Origin of the sequence: Vibrio sp. 10N.222.55.B11 (assembly GCF_041473705.1) — a bacterium.
GTDB lineage: Bacteria > Pseudomonadota > Gammaproteobacteria > Enterobacterales > Vibrionaceae > Vibrio > Vibrio crassostreae_C.
This window is the reverse complement of record NZ_JBFRST010000051.1, coordinates 1-15322: the sequence shown is the minus strand read 5'-3', so window position 1 is coordinate 15322 and position 15322 is coordinate 1. Positions and strand designations below refer to the sequence as shown.

Sequence of the window (15322 nt, the reverse complement as noted above, 5' to 3'; positions counted from 1 at the left end):
ATTCTATAGTCAAACAGAATCCTTGAATGTTAAAAGATTTGAAAAGTTCTTAATTTCAGCACTATGTGACGTTATTCACAAAAAGATCAAAAAATGTAACAATTTACGACTAGGCTTTATAAAATTTCAGTGATAAAAGTCACATTTATGGTCTTTTTGGGGAGAAATAATATGAATCTAACTATTCCTACGTGTGGTGCTTTATTGATTAATAATTACTCATTGTCAATGATTGCATAAATATTAACTAACACTAAATTAGAAAAATGCTGTAAATGATTATGCTATAGGTTAAAGATAAAAAAGTGGCATGTTAGGTTTTTTGAATTTTGTAAATGCTAATTTTCTTGTATTGAACAACCTTCTTTCTTTGGATGGTTGTTGGTCGTTTGATTTTTCAATTATTGATAGTTTTGATTTTATAAATGAATTTTATTTGTAATTATTCGTAATGCATTTTCTTGTAGATATATCGCTTTTTTTGCTAGTTATAATGTCGTAATTAGAGGGTGAGAGAGTCTCCTTATTGTAAAAGACATAATACTTGCTATCTTGCGCATCTAGTTAATATATGGATGAACTCAGAGGGAAGCATGCGAAACCTAAGTCAAATCGGTCTAATATCCACAATGTGTCTTTTTTCGTCCATCGCAATCGCGAAGGGTGAAAGATATGGTGGTTCAGTAAATATGCTGAGCATAGACACTATAGAATATGAAGAAGGACCGAGTGGCCAAGTAGATGCTCTGCGTTACGGGTTCGTCCATACACGTCCAATTGATGAAAGTAACAACCGATGGCGTTGGTGGCTAGGTTTTAATTATTTGGCTGAAGACGACATCGAAGCTCCAAAGAATGGCGTTTATAACGAGGTAACCAATTACGAATTTCGTATTGTGCCTCAGTATGCTTTAGGTAGCTGGTCGGTGTTCACACCTTATATAGGTGCAGGCTTGTCTTTAGGTTACTCGCAATACTCAAACCGTTGGAAAGTTGACGACCAAGGCTTTCGTGACGGCGAACAACTTGAAGATATCGATCAATTTGAAGCTGGCGCTGTTGTGACTTTTGGTAGTGTGATCAAGTTAGGAAGTAACCCAGACGCTCATTTACAAATAATCCCGCAAGCTTCATACATCTTACCTTTTTATAACGAAGGTCTAGGTGGTGTCGAGTTTAGTGTTTCTCTTCTGTTTTAAAGGCTATTCATGCGTATAAATCAATTGGTTTTGGTGATCTCGAAGTGCCCAGAAGAATATGTTGGAGCTAAAAGTATCGAGATGCCTGAAGAAGGTGGATCTCTAGGGCGAGAAGCAGGTTGTACAGTGACTTTAACGGATCACAACCGATTCATATCTGGTACGCACTGTCTATTGAGTATATATGGAGACACTTATTACATTAGTGATGTGAGTACAAATGGCACATTGGTTAATGGCAATAAGATCCTAAAGAATCAACCAGTTTCGTTGTGCGATGGTGACAGAGTTTCTCTCGGACAATATGAAGTGAGTATTTCTCTTGAGTTGGTAACGACTTCATACGACATAGCTTCTGAAATAGCGCCAGAAAGAGATTCAACAGACCCTTTAATGAACTTGGAAGAGTCCGTTGTTGAAGAAGAGACTGAGGCAGGCACGCTAGAAGATCTCTTTATGGAAACGAAACCTGATGGTGTTGAGACCCATGATCCCGTCGAACACTTAAAATTCTCAATGCAAAGAGATGATGACTATCTTGTTAGAGACGAAAGCAACGATAAAAACCTTACGAAGTCATCGACAGAACATCAAAGGCAAGTCGTTGATGACAGTCTGAGTATCCATTCTGAGTTTGACCTTCCTAGTCTGATTCCTGAAGATTGGATGGGGATGGAAGAAGAACAGCAGGCGAGCCTGAAAGCTAAAGATGTCGCCGATGATCAAGCTAAGATATCGAACCGTTTGAAACCAGCAAGCGTTGAAGGTTCAGATCTTAAGTCAGATACACCTAACGGCAGTTCAGGGACTCTCAAAAATAAACTACCAGAAGTGCCACCTGTCACTATTATACCTCATTCTACAAACATACAGAGCCATAAATGGGAAGAGGTGACACAAGAATTTGTCTCTCATACCGAACCACAAGAGCAGCCTGTTGAAAGTGAGAGTAGAACTCAGAATAATATCGCATTGAGTGAAACTTCTTACGAACAGGAAAATGTAACACATGCATTCTTTGAAGGACTGGGTGTTGATTTAGAATCTGACACGAAACATGACGCTCTATTTTTTAAACAAATGGGCGCTTGTTTACGATTGTGTATCGATAATTTGTACAAAGATTTACAGAGTGTTGAAGAGCTTACTGACGAAAGTTCATTTGCCCAGAATGATCTTAGCCTAACTACATTGATGTTAACGCTCAATAGTCAAAATCTATTGGCTCCAAATGAGCTAATTGAACAGATACTGGATGAACTTAGCGAGCACGATACCTTATATGCGAAGGCAATTAACGATTTGGTATTGGAGCAACTAAAAGCGAATGATCCTCAGCAGTTTGCAAACACTTTAAGCCAAGAGACACGCTTCCTTAGTAAATCAAAGTTGTGGAAAAAGTACAGTGAACATTATAAGCAGAATACTCGACAATTCAATGAGTCGACATTTAAAGCGTTGATGAAAGACAGATACAGTAAGGTTGCAAAAGCTGATCATGCGTAAACTTATAATCCCCATTACCTTGTTTCTATTATCAGGTTGCTCTATGTGGGAGCAATTTAAAGAATCATCTGGAATTACACCAGAAACATCTTCAATTGAACTCGTGATAGAAGCGTCAGAACTTCTCAATGTACGAAAGCAGGGACAATCTTCGCCGGTCATTCTGAGAGTTCATGAACTCACTTCACCTGTTTTATTTCGTAGTTTGGATTTCTTTGCTCTATTCGAAAATGATAAAGCGTCCTTAGGTGATGAGTATATTAAACGATATGAATACCAACTGCAGCCGGGCGATGAGCTACATGAGATTTTAGAGTTAGATCCAACGACGCGTGCATTAGGTTTTTCTGTGGCATTCAGAGATATTGATGGCTCGTCTTGGCGGAAGGTTGAAGTGATCGAAGAAAAAAGTGAGTACTTCCTCAGACTAAAACTTGAGGGTAGCGAATTATCTTCGAACAATACTCGTGGTATTGAACAGACGTATTTTTAAGGAACTGACGAATGTCTTTATATAATCCAGTTGTTTGGCAAGATGGTATGTTCATGAAGCCTCAACATTTCCAACAACTAGACCGATCTCAAAGTAAGTTATCTAACATGCTTAGCTCTAATAGCTCTCCATTACATTGGGGAGTAAAAAAAATTGAGATTAATACTGAGCTATTGGCATTAGGAAAAATCGGAATCACACGAGCAGAAGGTATATTACAAGACCGCACGCCATTTGATTTACCGCTTCTTGCTGAACTTCCAGAAGTAAGAGATGTTGACCCATCTATTGCGGATAAAGTGGTGTACTTATGTTGCCCACTACCATCAGAGCGTTCGGAACTCTTTGGAGGTAATGGTGACGGTGCTCGTTATAACATGGAGACCCAAGAAGCCGTCGATGCATGTTATGAATCAGAAGATATGGCAAGTATTGTGGTGGGTAAACTTAACTTCTTCTTAATGTACGACCACGAAGATAAGAGTTCTTATACATCGATACCCATTTTAAAAATTTCCGAAGTGAAGCCCGACGGAAGCATCATTTTGGATGAGAACTATATCCCGACGTGTATTGATATTCATGCTTCTACCGTTTTAAGCAAGTTCGCGACTGAATTCGCGTCAATGCTCAAACATAGAGCAGAATCTATAGTTCAGCGTTTGGGGGTGGTTGACCAACAGGGCGTATCATCTGTTGCTGACTTTATGTTGTTACAAGCCTTAAATCGCTACGAACCGTTGTTCTGGCATTTTGCAAGCGTAGAGGGTGTTCACCCAGAGTCGTTTTACCGAATCCTATTACAAGCTGAGGGTGAATTATCCACATTGTGTTCTGCATCTCGCAGACCACAAGAGTTCACCAAATATAACCACAGCCAACTTACTGATTGTTTATCTCGGACACTTGATAGCGCGAAAATGACACTCAGTGTGATGTCAGAGCAACGCGCAATACCTCTAACATTGAGAGAGCAAAGCTACGGAATTCGAACAGCAGCAATTCCAGACAGTAAAATTGTCGAATCTACGACGTTTATTCTTGCTGTTAAAGCAGACGTACCGCTTGATATTTTACATACACAATTTGTGAGCCAAACTAAGATTGGTTCGATCGACAATATTCGCGATCTAATTAACTTACAATTGCCGGGCATTGAAATGAAACCAATGCCAGTGGTACCTCGAGCGTTGCCTTATCATGCAGGTTATACCTATTTTGAGCTCGATAAAGCGAGTGACGAATGGAATGCATTGAATAACACCGCAGCAATCGCAGTCCATATTGCTGGCGACTTCGCGAACTTATCACTACAGCTTTGGGCTGTACGTTTATGAGTTACGCCGAAAACGACGTCACCGTAGTACTATTTCAACCAGAACCAGGCAAACCAATGGAGGTTATGCCTGCACCTGATTTATCTAGAAATATTGCGGTAAGAGACCTAAACGTGGAGAGCATGGGTGTTAACCCGTTGGTCGATCAGTTTACTTGGTTAATAGCCAGTCTCTCATGTATGTCTTCGATTCCTTGGTTGGACGATCCTGGTCCTTTTAGAGAACAAGTTGCACGAGAAATTCGTAAAGGTGAACGAAAGCTCAATGAAATGGAGTTGGATCGGGCATCAATATTGGTTATACGCTATTGCTTATGTGCAGCAATAGATGAGTCTGTGTGTAGGCAAGAGTGGGGGGCAAACAGCCATTGGAGTACAAACAGCTTATTGTCGGAGTTCCATAACGAGACATCTGGCGGCGATAAGTTTTTTACTATTTTAGAGCGCTTGAAAGCTGATCCACGAAAATACAGACACGTTATCGAATTCCTTTATTTATTGCTTCAACTTGGGTTCAAAGGCAAGTACGGCCGAGAAGAGCGCGGTAACGAAAAGCTTTCAGACATAGGAAACACAATTTATCGCTTAGTCCGAGACGAGCGTTTAGCCGAACAGGAAAAAGTAACGTTAGTTAACTTAAAGGCGAAGTATTTAAAAAAACCGCTCAAACGGGTTATTTCTCCTAAGTTAATTCTTGGCGTCAGTACAGTAATCTTTGGTGTTATGTATGCCGCGACTTACTTGGTCATTGACCTAAAATTTCAGCAGCTTCTGGATGTGTATCAGTAGCATCAGATTTAATTGTGAGATCTTCTGTCCGTTTTTAAAAATAGACTCGAAGTAACAGTCTCATCCTTCATTTTCACTACGTACTTAGAGAGATTGCAGCTTGCGATCTCTTTTATCATACATCTATTGGAATTTAATTGGATTTACTATGGGCGTAACAGTTTGTGCGAATGGACTCAGCGTAGTTCATCAAGGCTCAGGAGGAGAAGCGAACGCAACACTCCCTGATGTTTGTTTAACAACAGTCGGCAAACCTGTTGTTCCTATCCCTTATGGTAACAATGCAAAGTCCGCCGATTTAGCGGGTGGCACCACGACTGTCTCTATGGATGGCGGTAACAGCATTGCTATAAAAGGCAGTAAATTCAGCGCTAGTACTGGCGATGCCGGTGGTGATAAAAAGGGTGTAGCCTCAGGTACTATTGAAGCCGAGGCCGAATTCATATCCGCTTCTCCTACCGTTAAGTTCGAAGGTGTCGGTGTATGCCGCCTTTCTGATCAAATGACCATGAATAAAGCCAACACCATGTGTTTAGGCGGTGCTCAAAACCCTTCGGTTTCTGTGACGGAAGATCAGGAAGGGACGTATACGGTAGACCTGTTTCTTTCTTATTCTGATGGAGAACCTGTTCAAGGGGCTACATATAAACTGATTGATCAAACCGGCGCTTCCTTTGAAGGTACATTAGATAATGTAGGCAAAGCTTCGGTGAGTGGGGTTGCACCTGGTGAATTTAACATTGACTATGGTGAAGATAGTCGCGAATTCATGCCAAACATCCCAACTAAAACCAACCCTAATTTCAACCCAAATGCGAATGCCCAATTAATTATTGAAGAAGCCAAACGAGGTGAGGTTGGTTTCTGGGAAAATTCTTGGAAGAGAATGTCTGGCGCTGCCAGCTGGATCTGGGGGGTAATTTTAGGTGACTTTAATGATGATGCATCGGTAGAGCAAATCATTGCAAACACAGCGCTGACAATGATCCCCGTCGTAGACCAAGCAGCAGATGTACGAGACCTTTCAGCAAATATCATGACACTATTAAGTGAAGAAGAACGAGATAAGCCAGAAAATTGGTTGGCACTCTCTTTGACTTTGATCGGTTGTGTCCCAACGTTTGGCAGTGCAGTTAAAGGTACATGTAAAGTTGCTTTGAAAGGTGGTAAGGGTACATCGAAAGACACTTTACTCGCGGTACTTCGTGGTATGGGTAAAGGTGACCCAGAAAAGTTCTTACGTACATTAGATTGGGTTGATTACGCCAAGCAGGCGAGCAATATTGTATCTGATGTTCTAAAACCTTGTATCGAAGTGGCGAGTGAGCTTGCTTCTTACGCCAATCGCATGGGAGCAGATGAACTAGCAGAATACTTCTTAAAGCTAGCCGATGAAGTGAAAATCATCGATAAAATGGTGCCGGATAAACTAAAAGAAGCGATGGGTGAGTTTGACCAGTTATTCGCTCGAATTTTGGGTAAAAGTGAGAGAGCATACCCTGCGAAAGTGAAGCATGACACTGGTAAATCTACTCAGTCAGGAAAGAGTAACGATAACACCAATGAGAAAAAGGATAAAAAAGAGTTTGTTTGTCCTGTTTGCAAGAAGAAACCAGAGAAATGTGACGCTTATTAGAGGTTAATACGATCATGGCTAAAAACTCAACTGTAAAAACACATAGTCTTGTAAAAGGGTCAGGGCCTGCTTTAGCAAAAGCAATTAAATCTAAGCACTACAAATCAGGCTTCGATGAACATTTATGGGCAGATGGACGTTTGAAGGCGGATGACGGGCAGTTCGGACTTCAAGCTCACCATATAATAACAACTAAAAATCTAGATACTCCGGATTGGAAAAAATACAGAGAAGCATATGAGTATAATATCAACACTTGGAAAAATGGGGTAATGTTCCCCTCCAAAACGGATATTGCTTGTCAAGTCAATACACATGTACATAAGTCTGGTCATGGTGGAGGTTTGGACTTCAAGACTGAGCAAGAGCAGTTTTGGGAAACAAGTTCAGATCTAGAAAGTGGTGAAGTAACATCAATTCCGGTAACAAAGGTTCCTGATCCTGTAGTAACTAAGTTACGGCTGGAAGATATAAAGTATATAAAATCGGTTAACCGAGATATTAAAGGTGTAAAAGAAAATGCCCAAAGAAATTATTATTGCAAGACAGGGAATGCAAGACATTTTCAGTCTGATTTAGACGGGGTCTCTGAAGATATTTTAGTGTGTTTAGATAGCTTTTTATATACAATTTCTACTTTCGGTCATGATTACTCCCCGGTAAGCAACATAGGCTGTGGAGGCGGAAATAATATAGAGAGTAAGAAAAAATCAAGAAACGCATGCCCGAGTAGAGTCTCTAAAGTACAGCAAGAAAAACACAATATAAAGAATGTAAAAGGTATGATTATGGAATCTAGAAAACTTGAGGTCGGAAAATGAGTGAATATTTTTTTGCAAAAGAGTGTGTCAATTCCCCCATTTATTGTTTTCCAGATAAATACATAGATGCAGTACCGCTTACGAAATTTACTTATCCTAAAGAACCTGTTCCTTTAATAGTTGAATTTCTTCCACAAGAAGATTACGAAATTCCAGATATACTTGAAATGCCAAATTTTTCGATAAACAAGAATGAATTTTCGAAATTACATGTAAATAGCATGTTTGGGGTGAATTGGGTTGATATTAAACTGCATGATAAAGGCGAACATGATTTCCTAATGCTACAGGTAGCTAACGAGATTAAATTAATTGATAGATCTGAGAGCCAGTTTAAAAGGTACCGAAAGGATTCTAATGGTGATGAGATGATTAGTGGTATTATCAATCTTAGGCTAGATGAAAAAATAATTGATACTATACCAATAAACAAAAGACTTATATTGATAGATCCTGGTTGGTTGAAATGTGTTTTTTTTCATAAAAGTGTAGTTGAAAAAATAAAAAATTCTAACCTAGTCGGTGTGGATTTTATTCCAGTAGATGGCTATTCTGACTTTATATAGAGAGGCTTAGCTCTCACGCTGAAATATTTTAAGGGAAATCACTGTAGTTGAAATAATATGTATATTAAGTTTGTTAAAGAAAGTTTAAGTGAATTGTTACCAGAAAACAGACCAGGTATCGTGTTTTCTAATCCTGATTTGTTTATTGTTTTTGAAAGTAGCGTCCGGTTTGTTATTTGGGAAGAAGTTCTAGAAAAGTTGAATGAGTTTTGGCTTGAAGGGAAGGATGCTTGGGATAGTGATTTTGACTTTGGTAGTCACCCTGATGATTACGATAGACAGTTTGATGATTATAAAACAATTGAGCTATTGCAATTTCCCACAACCAGTAATTTAGACACAGAAGAAAAATATGCTTTTGTTTTTAACGAAAACAATGAGCTGTATATCAATAGAGAGTTCGTCAAAGACCTAAAATCAGCAGGTTGTGTTGATGTCTGGTATGATACAACAGCTCCATATGGTCGTTATTAGACTGTCAGTAATAAAAGCGCCTTAAGGCGCTTTTTGCGTTTAGTCACGGTGTTTTTCGACTAAAGCGAACGCAACACTTCCTGATGTTTGTTTAACAACAGCCGGCAAGCCTGTTGTTCCTATCCCTTATGGTAACAATGGAAAGTCCGCTGATTTAGCGGGAGGCACCACGACCGTCTCTATGGATGGCGGTAACAGCATCGCTATTAAAGGCAGTAAATTCAGCGCCAGTATTGGCGATGCTGGTGGTGATAAAAAGGGCGTAGCCTCAGGCACCATTGAAGCCGAGGCGGAATTCATATTAGCTTCTCCTACTGTTAAGTTCGAAGGTATAGGTGTGTACCGCCTTGTTGACCAAATGACTATGAATAAAGTCAACACCATGTGTTAAGGCGGCGCTCAAAACCTTTCGGTTTCTGTAACAGAAGACCAAGAAGGGAGATATACGCTTGACCTATTTCTTTGTCACTCTGATGGCGAATCTGTGCAAGGTGCGACATATAAACTGGTCGACCAAATCGGCGCTAGCTTTGAAGGAACCATCCTCTCGGGGCTTGGTCATCCTCGATATTTAAAGGCGTTTTCCAAGGAAGTCGCTAGGTGCTATATGACTCAAATAAGTACTGGAAACCGCGCAATGGTTACCATAAACGTACAATTTAGGATGCGGTGATATAACCTATAAAGGATATTAATTGTTTCGAGGTGAATAAGAAGTTGCTATATCGTTCAAATCTCGCTCATCGAGCTTATTCAGTGTACTCGCATCATTCTGCGTAATTGCCTTGTTTGTATCCGTTTTGATACGCATTCATGTATTTGAGAGGTAAAGGGGATCTTGAGCTGAAATTTCGGATAGGTGTCATTGACTGATAGGGTTATGACGAAAGGTGAAGTTTAATGACTTCATTTTCCTCAATTTAGGGTCATCGAAGCCAAAGGTGTAAAGGGCACGGGGAAATTAGAATGAATGATGGGTAGATCATGTTTTTGTTCGTGAGTAAACGTAACAATAAAGCTTCCCCTTAGGGGAAGCTCAAGTATTAATAGCGATAGATGAGAACTTTGCTGAGAGTTACAGCGCTTTTTCTAATTCCGTTAGGAATCGAGCAATGTCTTCTGTACTAATATCACGGTGAGTAACAAAGCGAACAGGATTACCTGGTGACATAGTAATACCTTGTTCACCTAGCTCTCGTGCGATGCGGTTGATATCTACTGATTCATCTAATTTAGCAAACACAATGTTAGTTTGAATGAAATCAGGGTTAACAGAAAAGCCTTCTAACTTGCTTAGGCCGATCGCTAGGTTTTTCGCGTTCTCGTGGTCAGCTTTAAGTTGAGCAACGTTCTCAGTCAGTGCCATTTTACCTGCTGCAGCAAGAATGCCTGCCTGACGCATACCGCCACCAACCATTTTACGTAGTCGACGTGCTTTAGCGATGTACTCTTTACTACCAAGTAGCAGAGAGCCAATCGGAGCACCTAAACCTTTAGATAAACAAATCGTCATCGAATCGAAGTGTTGCGCGATCTCTTTAATGTGAACGTCTAACGCGACTGCCGCATTGTATACGCGTGCACCGTCTAAGTGCATCTGTAAACCATGTTGGTTTACGAACTCACGAGCTTCCGCTAGGTAAGACATTGGCAGCACTTTACCATTGATCGTGTTTTCTAAACTAAGAAGCTTAGTACGAGCAAAGTGGCTGTCGTCTGGCTTAATCGCAGCAGCAAGCCTTTTAAAATCTAAAGTGCCGTCTGGGTTGTTCTCGATTGGTTGAGGTTGAATCGAGCCCAATACCGCCGCGCCACCGGCTTCGTATTTGTAGTTGTGCGCCTGTTGACCACATAGGTATTCATCACCACGCTCACAGTGCGCCATTAGGCCGAGTAGGTTGGCTTGCGTACCTGAAGAGGTGAACATAGCGGCTTCAAAGCCCGTTTCGTTGGCTGCCCACTGCTCAAGCTCGTTTACTGTTGGGTCATCACCATATACATCATCACCGACTTCTGCGTTTGCCATTACATCGCGCATAGCTTGTGAGGGTTTAGTTACGGTATCAGAACGAAAGTCCATGTTTCTCTCCTAGAGTGTTATAGGTAGCCGCAGAGTTGGGCTTTACTTAAACAAGCGATAGTTTTTGTATCGGTGATTTGATCGTGTCGTATTTTATCTTGCAGTTCTTCTAAGCTTAGTTCGAGCACTTCTATGACTTCATCTTCATCACATTCAAAGCGGGTAGTGAGGCTTAAGTCTTTTGCGACAAACAGATACTGTATTTCATCACAGAAGCCAGCCAAAGGAGTGACTTGCCCCAAGCTTTGAAAGGAAGTTGCGCTGTAACCGGTTTCTTCTTCCAATTCACGCTGGGCACATTGAAGAGGTGACTCATCAATTTCCATCGTGCCTGCAGGTAGTTCCAAAAGCCATTTCTTAAGAGAAGGGCGGAATTGGTTAATGAGGATGATTGTTCCAGACGAAGTGATAGGAAGAATAACTGCCGCGCCAGGGTGGTTTATTGTTGTATGTTTTACCACGACGTTCGTAGGGAGCGTCACGTTCTCTTCTATGAGAGAAATACTTTTCCATTTATGGATAACTTTACTCATGCAGTCTGGCCACATTCCTTGCCAATTTTTCGTATAACGGAAGACGTGCACCACCATAACGTCTATGGTGTCGAAAATAAAAGAAAAATTAGGGTTAGCAATAGATTTAGTTTCACGCCGTTCGTGATGTTACTCTCATAATTGGAATCTATGATTGCGCCAAAATTACCGACGTAACCATCTGATATAAATGCAACTCAATAATAAAATGCACTTGTAACAAAGCGCTAACAAATGTATAAAAACAATTCTACACTCTCAACTGTTCAAAGATTTTCGGAGTAACGCATGAACCCTTCTATTTCTTCACATGCTGACAAGGCGCTACTCTCTGAAAGAATCAATAAATTAGCGCATGCTCTGTCTGATGGTGTCTACGAAAGAGAAGACACGATTAAGCTTTGTTTACTGGCTGCTTTGGCTGGTGAAAGCGTGTTTCTATTAGGCCCTCCGGGCATCGCAAAAAGCCTTATCGCGAAACGTCTCATTCAGGCTTTTGATAACAGCAGCTATTTCGAATATTTGATGACTCGTTTCTCTACTCCCGAGGAAGTGTTCGGCCCACTAAGTATCCAAGAATTAAAAGACAACGGTCGTTACGTAAGACTAACCGAAGGCTACCTACCAACTGCACAAGTCGTCTTCCTCGATGAGATCTGGAAAGCCGGCCCTGCAATCCTAAACACGCTACTTACTGTCGTTAACGAAAAGACTTTCAAAAACGGCAGTGATATTGAACGTGTACCGATGCGTCTACTAGTATCGGCATCCAACGAACTTCCAGATGAAGACAGCGGCTTGGAAGCACTTTATGACCGTATGTTGGTACGCGTGTTCGTGAACCGTATTCAAAACAAACAAAACTTCAAATCGATGCTGACGACGGGTACTTCTCAAGAAGCGGTAATTCCAAAAGGTTTGGCGATTACGGACATTGAATACCATCAATGGCAGAAAGAGCTCGATAAGCTGGAACTGACAGACAATTCGTTTGATAAGTTGTTTGAACTAAAAACCATGCTTGAAGAGACGGTTAAGAAGCAAGGTTCTGCATCAGAGTCTGATTTGTATGTATCCGACAGACGTTGGAAGAAGGCCGTTAAGCTATTGAAAGCGAGCGCCTTCTTTAGCGGGCGAGATAGCGTGAACCCGCTAGATATCATGCTTCTGCAAGATTGTTTATGGCATAGCCCAGAATCACGAGATGTGGTACGTAGCGTGGTTAAAGACTTTGCATTGAACCGTGCGTTCGATCAGCAAGAGTCAAAAGCGCAAATCGAAATGTCTCGTGAAGAGTTAGAAGAGATTCAAGACGATGTTGAATCGACGCTATCTGTTTCGCTTTCTATGGAATCAACCAGCGGCTTGTTGCGAAAAGACGTTTACCAGAATGATATCAAGAACGCGAAAATGTACAGCGTGGGCAGTGCATACAATCTAGTTAAACTGGTTATGCTACAAAGCAACATGTCGGTGTCTGAATCAGAGAAAGGCGATAGCCGTTGGGTATACGTAGCCAAAGACGATTTTGATCGTGTTCTTAAAGAAGGTCACGGCGATATTTACGGTTACGTAAACGAAAATAAAAACCTATGCCGTTTAAAACTCGACTTAGATGCCTCGAACCAATTAGTGATTAAAGACATTGCCAATCGCTCTGTCTTGGTGAGCGTTGTTACCACAGATGGTTTGGATCAAGAACTGTATAACAAGTGGTTAAGTGGCGCTGAAAGAGCGCTAGAACAGTTAACCGAAGCGGAATTCAAGTTAAAACGCGTTCGCACTGAATTCCATGATGCGTTACCTCATAACTATATTGACCCTGATTTACCGAAAGCGATGGAAGCAAGTTTGCAAGCGGTAACGCAAGATCTTGAAACAACCAAAGTGAAGAGCAGTAAGATTGCTCAGCGTATTAAGTTTATGAGCCAGTACTTCGAGTAAGGGGAGAGCATATGTTAGGAGCAGACGGCTTAAACCTCGCTTTGATGGTGGCTGATTCAGGAATCATTGATACAGCGATGAATGATCTCATCGCTCGTTCTCAAGTCATGATGGCTGCAGAGAACAAAGGTGTGAAGACATCAGTGAAAAACCACTTAGTGAAATGGCGTGGTAAAGTAAAAAAACGCGTCACTAAAGTGTGTGAAACTGATCGATTCCAAGAGGAAATCGCCCTTTACCAAGAAGTGATTTACTGGGATGAACCTCAGTTCTTTGATGAGATTGACAGCGTTATCAAAAAGCTGGAGTGGCACTCAGCGTTTTATCTACAAGCTCGACGCCTTATGGAGAACAACAAGGGTGTTTATAACGCGATGTTTCCACACTACTTTTGCGACCAATGGTACCAATCACTTTCTGATGCGATTAAACAAGCTCAAGTAACTGAACTTGAAACAAGCAAAGAAAAAGTCTTAGCCGATCTTTATCAGCGCATGGAAACCATGAAAAACATGGATAAAGTGACTGAGTCGGGTGATGAAGGCAGTGTAGGGCGCTTGTGGGACATGGCTTCTGCCAAATTAAGCAAAACAGACCTTACCATCATGAAACGTCATGCTGAGTTCTTGAATAAGCACAAGGGCTTGCAAGAGATCGCTGAAAAGCTAGGCCGTATGGCTGGTGAGGAAGATGATCCTTCGCTACACAAAGCCCCTGTAGAAGAATTGCAGGTGGTTGAAGAGAAAAGCGATGAAGCGGTCGATGATATTGTCGGGATTCATGAAAGTGATGACCTTAACAAGATGCTGCCAAACGAAACCATGTTCTTAGCTTATCCTGAACTTGAGGTTATCTTTTACAAGCACTTGGCCGACAAGCGTTTACTGAGCTATCGCTCGCAAGGTAAATCACGCACGTTACGCAAAGTGAAGGCGCAAAAACCAGATAGCAAGAACATCGATATTGAAAAGGGCCCGTTTATCGTCTGTGTGGACGCTTCGGGTTCTATGAGTGGTTTCCCTGAGCAGTCTGCTAAAGCAATGGCTTATGCCTTAATGCAAATTGCTCTTGCAGAAGAGAGAGACTGTTATGTGATTCTTTTTTCTTCTGAGCAGATTACCTATGAGTTAACAAGGCAAGATGGCCTACGTGAAGCGAGCGACTTCTTAAGTTACTCATTCCACGGCGGTACGGATTTGGAACCTGTTCTCATGAAGTCGATTGACCTAATGACTGGTGATAAATACAAGAATGCCGATTTAATCGTACTTTCTGACTTTATTGCGCCGAAACAATCAGACGAAATGATTGCTCAGGTTGAAAAGTTGAAAGAACACAAAAACCGTTTCCATGCGGTTAGTCTTTCTAAGTATGGCAACCCTCAACTTATGACTATGTTTGACCACTGCTGGGCGTATCATCCGAGTCTTGTCGGTCGTTTCATGAAGAAGTGGTAGCGCTAGAACATCTTGTTTAACTCGATTTTGCTGTGTGTTTTTTGATTAAAGAGATCGAACATGCAGCAATTTGATTTAAATGTCAGCAAACGGAATTTAAATTCACTTTTTTGTTTGACTATCTCCCCTCAATCCGTAAAGTAGGCACCCGAACACAGCGGTGCGGCTTACTTAAGTCCCTAAAGTGTTGAATTAAAAAAGGCGCCTTGGCAGAGTGGCTATGCAGCGGATTGCAAATCCGTGGACCTCGGTTCGACTCCGGGAGGCGCCTCCATTCTTTTTCTTAGCTTGATAAGTTAAGAGATATTAAGAATGAAAATGCGATACTAGCTCAGTTGGTAGAGCGCAACCTTGCCAAGGTTGAGGTCATCGGTTCGAACCCGATGTATCGCTCCAAATTTTGTAGTGTTGATTCATTTTGACATTAAGATGGTGTTTTACTTTTCAGTAATCGGCATCGCAATAAAAAATTGCGTGCCCTGGTGGTG

At 41.2% G+C, this 15322-nt stretch carries 13 protein-coding genes, 2 tRNA genes and 1 pseudogene; 14 read left to right on the top strand and 2 right to left on the bottom strand.

What is annotated here, in order from left to right; translation table 11 throughout:
- Positions 1-593 precede the first annotated feature (593 nt).
- The 10 genes and pseudogenes from AB4503_RS18705 to AB4503_RS18660 all read left to right on the top strand — a co-directional run.
- The gene (locus AB4503_RS18705; RefSeq protein ID WP_371725159.1) at positions 594-1199 is read left to right on the top strand and encodes a hypothetical protein; all 606 of its coding nucleotides are present in this window, start codon (positions 594-596) and stop codon (positions 1197-1199) included.
- 9 nt (positions 1200-1208) lie between these two features.
- A complete protein-coding gene (locus AB4503_RS18700; protein WP_372115543.1) occupies positions 1209-2705 on the top strand; it encodes an FHA domain-containing protein in 1497 nt (498 codons plus the stop codon).
- Positions 2698-3198: a type VI secretion system lipoprotein TssJ gene (tssJ, locus tag AB4503_RS18695; RefSeq protein ID WP_372115542.1), complete on the top strand. Its 501-nt coding sequence runs from the start codon at positions 2698-2700 to the stop codon at positions 3196-3198. Before AB4503_RS18700 ends, tssJ begins: the two co-directional genes overlap by 8 nt.
- Before the next feature lie 11 nt (positions 3199-3209).
- Positions 3210-4535: a type VI secretion system baseplate subunit TssK gene (gene tssK, locus AB4503_RS18690; RefSeq protein ID WP_102333589.1), complete on the top strand. Its 1326-nt coding sequence runs from the start codon at positions 3210-3212 to the stop codon at positions 4533-4535.
- Positions 4532-5323, top strand: coding sequence for a type IVB secretion system protein IcmH/DotU (gene icmH / locus AB4503_RS18685; RefSeq protein WP_029224648.1), 792 nt, complete (start codon positions 4532-4534; stop codon positions 5321-5323). Before tssK ends, icmH begins: the two co-directional genes overlap by 4 nt.
- 148 nt (positions 5324-5471) lie before the next feature.
- Positions 5472-6959, top strand: a complete 1488-nt coding sequence (locus AB4503_RS18680) for a PAAR-like domain-containing protein (protein WP_372115541.1) — start codon at positions 5472-5474, stop codon at positions 6957-6959.
- A gap of 14 nt (positions 6960-6973) precedes the next feature.
- Positions 6974-7780: an AHH domain-containing protein gene (locus AB4503_RS18675; protein ID WP_017066219.1), complete on the top strand. Its 807-nt coding sequence runs from the start codon at positions 6974-6976 to the stop codon at positions 7778-7780.
- Entirely contained in the window at positions 7777-8346 is a 570-nt protein-coding gene (locus AB4503_RS18670; RefSeq protein ID WP_372115540.1) for a hypothetical protein, read from the top strand. Before AB4503_RS18675 ends, AB4503_RS18670 begins: the two co-directional genes overlap by 4 nt.
- Before the next feature lie 57 nt (positions 8347-8403).
- A complete protein-coding gene (locus tag AB4503_RS18665; protein WP_017066217.1) occupies positions 8404-8820 on the top strand; it encodes a hypothetical protein in 417 nt (138 codons plus the stop codon).
- A gap of 61 nt (positions 8821-8881) precedes the next feature.
- Positions 8882-9364, top strand: a pseudogene (locus AB4503_RS18660) (DUF4150 domain-containing protein); the annotation flags it as partial.
- Between the two features lie 531 nt (positions 9365-9895).
- Here the strand turns inward: AB4503_RS18660 and ltaE are convergent.
- Positions 9896-10900, bottom strand: a complete 1005-nt coding sequence (ltaE, locus tag AB4503_RS18655; protein ID WP_372115539.1) for a low-specificity L-threonine aldolase — start codon at positions 10898-10900, stop codon at positions 9896-9898.
- A 17-nt stretch (positions 10901-10917) separates the two neighbouring features.
- The gene (locus AB4503_RS18650; RefSeq protein WP_123322394.1) at positions 10918-11433 is read right to left on the bottom strand and encodes an NUDIX hydrolase; all 516 of its coding nucleotides are present in this window, start codon (positions 11431-11433) and stop codon (positions 10918-10920) included.
- A 288-nt stretch (positions 11434-11721) separates the two neighbouring features.
- On the opposite strand from AB4503_RS18650, the gene AB4503_RS18645 reads away from it, so the two are divergent.
- The 4 genes from AB4503_RS18645 to AB4503_RS18630 all read left to right on the top strand — a co-directional run bounded on the left by AB4503_RS18645 (position 11722) and on the right by AB4503_RS18630 (position 15230).
- Positions 11722-13377: an ATPase RavA domain-containing protein gene (locus AB4503_RS18645; protein WP_372115538.1), complete on the top strand. Its 1656-nt coding sequence runs from the start codon at positions 11722-11724 to the stop codon at positions 13375-13377.
- An 11-nt stretch (positions 13378-13388) separates the two neighbouring features.
- A complete protein-coding gene (gene viaA / locus AB4503_RS18640; protein ID WP_017064542.1) occupies positions 13389-14834 on the top strand; it encodes an ATPase RavA stimulator ViaA in 1446 nt (481 codons plus the stop codon).
- A gap of 200 nt (positions 14835-15034) precedes the next feature.
- Positions 15035-15108, top strand: a tRNA-Cys gene (locus AB4503_RS18635).
- A gap of 46 nt (positions 15109-15154) precedes the next feature.
- A tRNA-Gly gene (locus AB4503_RS18630) sits at positions 15155-15230 on the top strand.
- The last annotated feature ends 92 nt before the right edge of the window (positions 15231-15322 follow it).

Bases quoted from the DNA above. Each gene is read 5' to 3' on its own strand.
- AB4503_RS18705 (WP_371725159.1), top strand. From the start codon at position 594: ATGCGAAACCTAAGTCAAATCGGTCTAATATCCACAATGTGTCTTTTT.
- AB4503_RS18700 (WP_372115543.1), top strand. From the start codon at position 1,209: ATGCGTATAAATCAATTGGTTTTGGTGATCTCGAAGTGCCCAGAAGAA.
- tssJ (WP_372115542.1), top strand. From the start codon at position 2,698: ATGCGTAAACTTATAATCCCCATTACCTTGTTTCTATTATCAGGTTGC.
- tssK (WP_102333589.1), top strand. From the start codon at position 3,210: ATGTCTTTATATAATCCAGTTGTTTGGCAAGATGGTATGTTCATGAAG.
- icmH (WP_029224648.1), top strand. From the start codon at position 4,532: ATGAGTTACGCCGAAAACGACGTCACCGTAGTACTATTTCAACCAGAA.
- AB4503_RS18680 (WP_372115541.1), top strand. From the start codon at position 5,472: ATGGGCGTAACAGTTTGTGCGAATGGACTCAGCGTAGTTCATCAAGGC.
- AB4503_RS18675 (WP_017066219.1), top strand. From the start codon at position 6,974: ATGGCTAAAAACTCAACTGTAAAAACACATAGTCTTGTAAAAGGGTCA.
- AB4503_RS18670 (WP_372115540.1), top strand. From the start codon at position 7,777: ATGAGTGAATATTTTTTTGCAAAAGAGTGTGTCAATTCCCCCATTTAT.
- AB4503_RS18665 (WP_017066217.1), top strand. From the start codon at position 8,404: ATGTATATTAAGTTTGTTAAAGAAAGTTTAAGTGAATTGTTACCAGAA.
- ltaE (WP_372115539.1), bottom strand. From the start codon at position 10,900: ATGGACTTTCGTTCTGATACCGTAACTAAACCCTCACAAGCTATGCGC.
- AB4503_RS18650 (WP_123322394.1), bottom strand. From the start codon at position 11,433: ATGAGTAAAGTTATCCATAAATGGAAAAGTATTTCTCTCATAGAAGAG.
- AB4503_RS18645 (WP_372115538.1), top strand. From the start codon at position 11,722: ATGAACCCTTCTATTTCTTCACATGCTGACAAGGCGCTACTCTCTGAA.
- viaA (WP_017064542.1), top strand. From the start codon at position 13,389: ATGTTAGGAGCAGACGGCTTAAACCTCGCTTTGATGGTGGCTGATTCA.